This is a genomic window from Cupriavidus sp. 01L46, from assembly GCF_056399905.1.
In genome coordinates, this window is record NZ_JBFTSF010000350.1 from 1 (window position 1) to 5,934 (window position 5,934).

At 66.1% G+C, this 5,934-nt stretch carries 6 protein-coding genes; 1 reads left to right on the forward strand and 5 read right to left on the reverse strand.

Going from position 1 to position 5,934, the window contains the following annotated elements:
* The 3 genes from AC1DS3_RS33905 to AC1DS3_RS33915 form a co-directional block, all read right to left on the reverse strand.
* Positions 1 to 506 (reverse strand): hypothetical protein (locus tag AC1DS3_RS33905; RefSeq protein ID WP_477128892.1); only part of this gene is annotated, 506 nt, incomplete at its 3' end.
* 83 nt (positions 507 to 589) lie between these two features.
* Positions 590 to 1,984 (reverse strand): carotenoid oxygenase family protein, encoded by a 1,395-nt coding sequence (locus AC1DS3_RS33910; protein ID WP_441641224.1) that lies wholly within the window; start codon positions 1,982 to 1,984, stop codon positions 590 to 592.
* Positions 1,981 to 2,706, reverse strand: a complete 726-nt coding sequence (locus tag AC1DS3_RS33915; protein ID WP_441641223.1) for a TetR/AcrR family transcriptional regulator — start codon at positions 2,704 to 2,706, stop codon at positions 1,981 to 1,983. The genes AC1DS3_RS33910 and AC1DS3_RS33915 overlap by 4 nt, the downstream gene beginning before the upstream one ends.
* Before the next feature lie 236 nt (positions 2,707 to 2,942).
* On the opposite strand from AC1DS3_RS33915, the gene AC1DS3_RS33920 reads away from it, so the two are divergent.
* Complete coding sequence (locus tag AC1DS3_RS33920; RefSeq protein ID WP_441641222.1) at positions 2,943 to 3,872, forward strand: LysR family transcriptional regulator; 930 nt, start codon at positions 2,943 to 2,945, stop codon at positions 3,870 to 3,872.
* 33 nt (positions 3,873 to 3,905) lie between these two features.
* Here the strand turns inward: AC1DS3_RS33920 and AC1DS3_RS33925 are convergent, their stop codons facing one another.
* Positions 3,906 to 4,415 carry a DUF6630 family protein gene (locus AC1DS3_RS33925; protein ID WP_441641221.1) on the reverse strand — a complete coding sequence of 170 codons (510 nt, stop codon included), beginning with the start codon at positions 4,413 to 4,415 and terminating at the stop codon, positions 3,906 to 3,908.
* Between the two features lie 80 nt (positions 4,416 to 4,495).
* Positions 4,496 to 5,185, reverse strand: coding sequence for an ArsR/SmtB family transcription factor (locus tag AC1DS3_RS33930; protein WP_441641220.1), 690 nt, complete (start codon positions 5,183 to 5,185; stop codon positions 4,496 to 4,498).
* Between the last annotated feature and the right edge of the window lie 749 nt (positions 5,186 to 5,934).

The window sequence follows — 5,934 nt, forward strand, 5'->3', positions numbered from 1 at the left end:
GTGAAGATGACGGCGCCGGCGAACGCAGCCACCGTCGCCGCGACATCGACCCACAACGGGATGGTGCTGACGTACTCCGCCGCCGCGTCGGCGGCCACCATCACCGCCAGCGCGGCGGCCCACGCCAGCGAGATATGCCGGTTCACCGCCAGGAAGCGCGGCGATTCCCAGTATTCCTTGGGCACCTGTTCGCGGGCATATTGCAGCGTGAACGGGCGTCCGATCGCCAGCGAGACCAGCACGATCGCCAGCAGGCCGGCATCCACCGCGAGCCGCACCGTGGCCACCGTCCATTGCGGCGCGGCGCTGACGGTATAGAGCAGCAGCAGCGCGAACAGGGCCAGGCTGCCAAGCTCCAGCACCTTGAGCGATTCGCCGCGCCGCCACATGCGCAGGCACAGGAGCAGCGAGACCACGAAGGCCGCGGCCAGGCCGGCCAGCGGCGAGACACACCGCATGGCGACGAAAAAAGCGGCGAACGGGGCAAATCCAATCAGCATTCCCATGCTGTTCTCCTTGGGTCGGTTTTGCGGCCAGAATCAAGCCCGGCCGCCAGGCAGTGGATGTCGATGCGTGTCTTGCTGCGGGATCAGTCCGCGCCGCACCAGTTGCCATGAAAGCCGAACGGCACGCGGTGCGAAAGCTGTACCGTGGCAACCGGCCCATTGGCAATTGCGCTGGCATCCAGCACTACCAGGTCGCTGCGCGCCTGCACGCCCCGGTAGACGGTGGCCAGCAGCCAGCCATCGCCTTCGGCGCTGTCGGCTGCGCGCGGCACAAACACGGGTTCGGAGAAGGCATCGCCCTCGGGCAACTGGTAGGTGGCGCGCTTGCCGCTGCGCAGGTCCACGTGGGCCAGGCTGTCGTAGCTGCCACGCTCGCTGCTCTCGTACTGGCGGAACGCGTAGTAGCCATGGTGATAAGGCAGCGTGGAGACGCGCTCGTCGAAGCGCGGGAACTCGCCCGCCGTGTCGTCCAGGTATTCGCGCGTGAACGTGTCTGACTTGCCGGCCATGTCGAAGGTCCAGCGGCACAGCCGAGCGCCGGTGCCGCTGCCGTTGGGATTGAAAATGGGAGAGGACTCATACTGCATCACGTCGGCGATGACCTTGTTGCCGGCGTCCCAGGCATTCATCACGTGAAACACGTAGCAGGCCTCGCCGCGGAACCAGCGCATCTGCGTGGTGCCGCCATTGCGCGGCATGATGCCGATGTGCGAGCCCTTTTGCGGCTCCCACGCGTAAGCTGGCTCGCCGCGCATGGCGCGCTCCATGCTGCCGGTGAGTGGCAGGATGGGAAACAGCACATGCTTCTGCGTGACCATGAAATCGTGGACCATGCTGGGAAACGGCGCTTCGAAATGGTCGAGGCGCTGCAGCTGCCCGTTGCGATCCACCACGCCGTAGCGCATGCCGGGGGTGAAGGGGCCATCGGCCGAATACGCGAAGAACACCATCTCGCCGGTCACCGGGTCCACCTTGGGGTGCGCGGTCATGGCGCCGGTGAGCTTGCCGCCGTAGTCGACGTCGCCGCGCGTGGCCAGGGTCTGGGCGTCCAGCTCCACCGGCAGGTCGGCTTCTTCCAGCGCCAGCAGGCGGCCGGCGTGGCTGAGGATATTAGTGTTGGCCACGCCGTCGTTTTGCCCGAGCACTGACGGGTCGGTGGTGGCCGGGTTGCCCCAGCTGCCGAACAGCGCCTGCCCCGCGGCCTGCTCGCGCTGGAACTTGTTGGTGCGTACCCAGCGGTTGCGGTAGCGCACGCGGCCGTCCTCGATGTGGAAGGCGTGCACCATGCCGTCGCCGATGAACCAGTGGTAATGCGAATCGCGCGGGGCGTACTGCGGGTTTGGCCCGTTGCGGTAGAGCGTGCCGCGCAGCGCGCGCGGCAGCTCGCCAAGCACCGGCAGGTCGGGCGCATCGCACTCCATCAGGATGGGGGCGAAGTTGCCGCTGAGATAGGGCGTGGACGGGAACGGCTGGCTCATTGGGAGCTCCTTTTGCGCTGCTGCCGGATTGGCTTTGGCGTAGCTGGGGGGACGGGTTCGCTAACGGATTCGCTAACGGCTTCGTGATCTGCGTCGTGACCCGCTTCTAAACTGGCTTCGGGCATCGGCGCGCGCATGCCCGAAGCCAGCAGCCGCAACATCTCGGCGTGGATGACGCGGAAATCGGGGTCGCCGGGCAGCTTGCCGGCCAGGCGCAGCATCACCAGCCCGTGGATCGAGGCCCAGATCACATAGCTCAGCACCTGCGGGTCGCCATGGATCAGGCCGCGCTCCGCCATGGTCTCCAGGTGCGCGCTCATGGTGCGGCGCGCTCGCGAGCCGGCGCGCTCCAGGTCGGGGTAGCGATCGTCGTCCGGCTGGGTCATGTCGAACATCAGCCGGTAAGCATTGGGCTCGGCAAAGGCAAAGGCGAGATAGGCCTCGCCCACGGCGCGCGCGCGTTCGCGTGGCTCGGCAACGCTGGCACCGGCGGCCTCAAGGGTGGCGGCGAAACGGTCGAATGCGGCCGTGCGCACCGTCGCCAGGATGTCGTCCTTGTCCTTGAAGTAACGGTAGGGCGTCATCGGGCTGCAGCCCAGTTCCTCGGCGAGCTGGCGCATGCTCACGCTGGCCACGCCGCCTTCGGCGAAGCGCCGCTCCGCTACCGCGCACAGGCGGGCCTTGAACGCGTCGATCTCTTCCTGGGTGAGGTTTCTTGCCATATCTGGTGGGGTGAGGCGATCAGTGCGTGTGCCGATTGAAGCATGTTGCCTTCTGCAGCAACGATGCTTCGGCAACGATGATTTACAGTGTAGATTTACGATGTAAATAGTCAAGGAAAGAATTGGAGGCAACTCTGCCCGCTAGTCGCCGGGGCGTCATTGTTCGCCGCATGGGACAATCCCTCACATTGCCGCGCACGACTCGCGATGCGCGCCATGTGGCACGGGGATGGCGAATGAAGACGATCGAATGGAAGGACTGGGAGATTTTCTGCCGGGTGGTGGAGGGCGCCAGTTTCACCAAGGGCGCGGATCTGGCGGACGTGCCGAAGTCATCCGCCAGCGCGGCGGTGTCGCGGCTCGAAGTGCAGCTGGGCGTGCGCCTGTTCGAGCGCACCACGCGCCGCGTGCGGGTGACAGAGCGGGGCCAGCAACTCTACGACCGGGTCGCGCCCCTCTTCAACGAGCTGCGCGAAATCAGCGCCGAGGCGGTGTCGGTCAGCGAGCAAGTCAGTGGAACGCTGCGCATTTCCACACCCTACGAGGTCGGCTCCCTGCACATCTCGCCCATCCTCACGCAGCTGCTGCGGCTGCATCCCGAGCTGCGTGTGCAGGTCGACGTGAGCTGGGAGCAGCCCGACCTGGTCGAGCAAGGCTACGACCTGGCCTTCGTGATGACGACCACCGGCCTGCACGACAGCTCCTTTGCCAGCAAGCGGGTGGTGCGCATCGAGCGTGCTTTTTTTGCCGCGCCATCGCTGATCCGCGCGCGCGGCTTGCCGCGCACGCCACAGGAACTGGCCGGCTGGCCCATGCTGGGCGATGCCGAGGACCGGCGCTGGGAATTCCAGCGCGATGGCGTGGAGGTAGCCAGCATGGCGGTGGAGCCGCGCATGCGCACGCAGAGCGCGGAGATCCGCCTGAAAGCCGCGACCGACGGCCTTGGCGTGGCCCGGCTCTCGCCACGCTACGCGCAGGATGAACTGGAACAGGGGCGCCTTGTGCGGGTGCTGCCGGCGTACACGTCGTCGCCGCTGAAGGTGTTTGTGCTGATGCCCGCGCGCAAGCTGATGCCGGCCAGCGTGAGGGCATTTCTCGATGTGCTGGAGCGCACCTTGGGCGCCACGGATCGGCAGGGCGCGGTTGGCGTGGGGACCACTGGCTGAGGCCGCGGCGTGACCCGGGCCAGCGCCGCAGCCTCAATACGCCTGGTCGCCGGTCCTTATCTCCAGCCCCAGCGTTTCGGCCACGGTGGTCATTTCTTCATCATCCTCGCCGCGGGCGATCCAGCCTGCATAGGCATCGCCATCGGTGTTCCAGTTCCAGAGCGTGATGCCGGCCAGCCGCAACTGCTCATGAGCCAGTTCCATCAGGTCCGGCACGCTGGCCTTCTCCAGGAACTCCTCGTCCTCTGGATCCTCCACGCCCCAGTCCAGCTCGATATCGACCCTGGCGCACAGCTCGTCCATGCAGCTGATGAAGGACGCGGCGTCTTTCCAGTCCACATAGAAGCCCGCTTCCCAGTCGATCACGTCCTTCAGGATCCAGAGCAGCTCCTGGCCTTCGACCGCATCCGCGTCGTCCGAGTTGGCGAGCGCTTCTTCGAACAGCATCTGGTGCTTCTCCGCCATGGCTGCGTCGTCGAAGTCGATCAGCTCAATCAGGCGCCAGAGCGCCTCGCGCGCGTCGTTACTCAATTCGTCGCTCATTGCATCAACCCTCCATCGGTGCGGCGCCGGCTCGGCGCATTGAAAACGGAACATGGTGCTGTCCACGGMTGAGCCTGTGCTCAGCCGGCAATGCGCAGGATCTCGCGTTGCCCGCGCGGCGTCACGCGCAGCGCACGCGATGTGGTCGTGGGCTCGATCCAGCTGTTGGCCATCATGCTATCGAGCAGCGCCGCGCCAAGCGCGCCGCCAAGGTGCGGCTTGCGCTCGCTCCAGTCGGGGCAGGTGCAGGCAAACTGCCGCCGCTTACGGCGCGCCAGATCCAGGTCCACGCCAAGCTGCACCATGCCCGCGCTGCCGCTGTCGGTGAGGTCCACCGCCGTGCCGTCCACCACGATCCAGTTGGCATGCGACATGCGTTCGAACAGGGAAACCGCAAGCTCGCCCGCCAGGTGGTCATAGCAGGTGCGCGCCTGGCGCAAGGCCGCCGGCGCGGTACGCGACGCGGGCACCGCGCGCACGCGCGGCGGCTGGCTGGCCAGCGACGCACTGGCCAGCGCCTCGATGGCGACGCCGATCTCCGGCGTGGCGAGCCGGTAGTAGCGATTGCGCCCGCGCGTCTGCACGGCGAGCAGGCCGCCTTCACTGAGCCGCGCCAGGTGGCCGCTGGTGGACGATGCCGACAAGCCGGCGATGGCCGCAAGCTCGCCGGCCGGGCGGGCGCTGCCGTCCATCAGCGCCCACAACATGGCGGCTCGTCCCGGGTCGGCAAGCAGGCCGGCCATCTGGCTGATGCTGGGAGCGTATTCCATAGTTCATTCCGCAATGAAGCAACGAATGCAGTATAGACGCTTGGTGGACGATAGCTGACCTTGGATATGAAAGTCCTTGCAGAGGGGCTACCTCCCCACGCCGGCGCATTGACATGCCCGGTGGCGGACTCCTGCTGGGAGCGCCTACCGCGAGAGCTTCCGCGGCCCGAAGGCTTCAAGGACGTCAAATGCCTGCTCAGCCATCGAGATAGCATAAATTGAACTTGACGAGGACTCCCAAGGGGGCCTCGTCTTCTTGCTGCGTGCCCAAAGACTCGGTGCGGCCAACCCATGCCGGCGTGTCTGCCCTGGTTGCCAAATCGCCAGACTCGCATACATCAAAGTGCCGCCCCTCAGCTCAATGGGATAGCTCCCCGCTCCCCGAGGTTCGTCCCTGGTCGCCGCGGGCCTCCGACTGCATTTCCCACCGGGCAGTTGCAGCCACGGTCGACCTATACTCCGAATGCACCTACCAGCGACTGCCTACCTCGACGCTCACGACCTTGCGAACATCTTCAAGGTCAGCTCTGCCACCATTCGCCGCCGCGCCAGGAAACAGCCGCATACGCTGCCGCCACCCGCTCATCTTGGCCCAAATTTTCCCTTGCGCTGGCGTCGGACGGATGTCGTCGCCTGGCTCGCGCCGGACACCACCTCACTAGGCCCAGGTTGCTTTGCGGAGCAATCTTAGGTGGCGATGTTACATGCGAGTCGGGGCGCACATTCAACTCGAATACACCCATCCCGAC

Excerpts from the sequence above, each read along its gene's own strand:
- AC1DS3_RS33910 (WP_441641224.1), bottom strand. The coding sequence starts at position 1,984 with ATGAGCCAGCCGTTCCCGTCCACGCCCTATCTCAGCGGCAACTTCGCC.
- AC1DS3_RS33915 (WP_441641223.1), bottom strand. The coding sequence starts at position 2,706 with ATGGCAAGAAACCTCACCCAGGAAGAGATCGACGCGTTCAAGGCCCGC.
- AC1DS3_RS33930 (WP_441641220.1), bottom strand. The coding sequence starts at position 5,185 with ATGGAATACGCTCCCAGCATCAGCCAGATGGCCGGCCTGCTTGCCGAC.
- AC1DS3_RS33920 (WP_441641222.1), top strand. The coding sequence starts at position 2,943 with ATGAAGACGATCGAATGGAAGGACTGGGAGATTTTCTGCCGGGTGGTG.
- AC1DS3_RS33925 (WP_441641221.1), bottom strand. The coding sequence starts at position 4,415 with ATGAGCGACGAATTGAGTAACGACGCGCGCGAGGCGCTCTGGCGCCTG.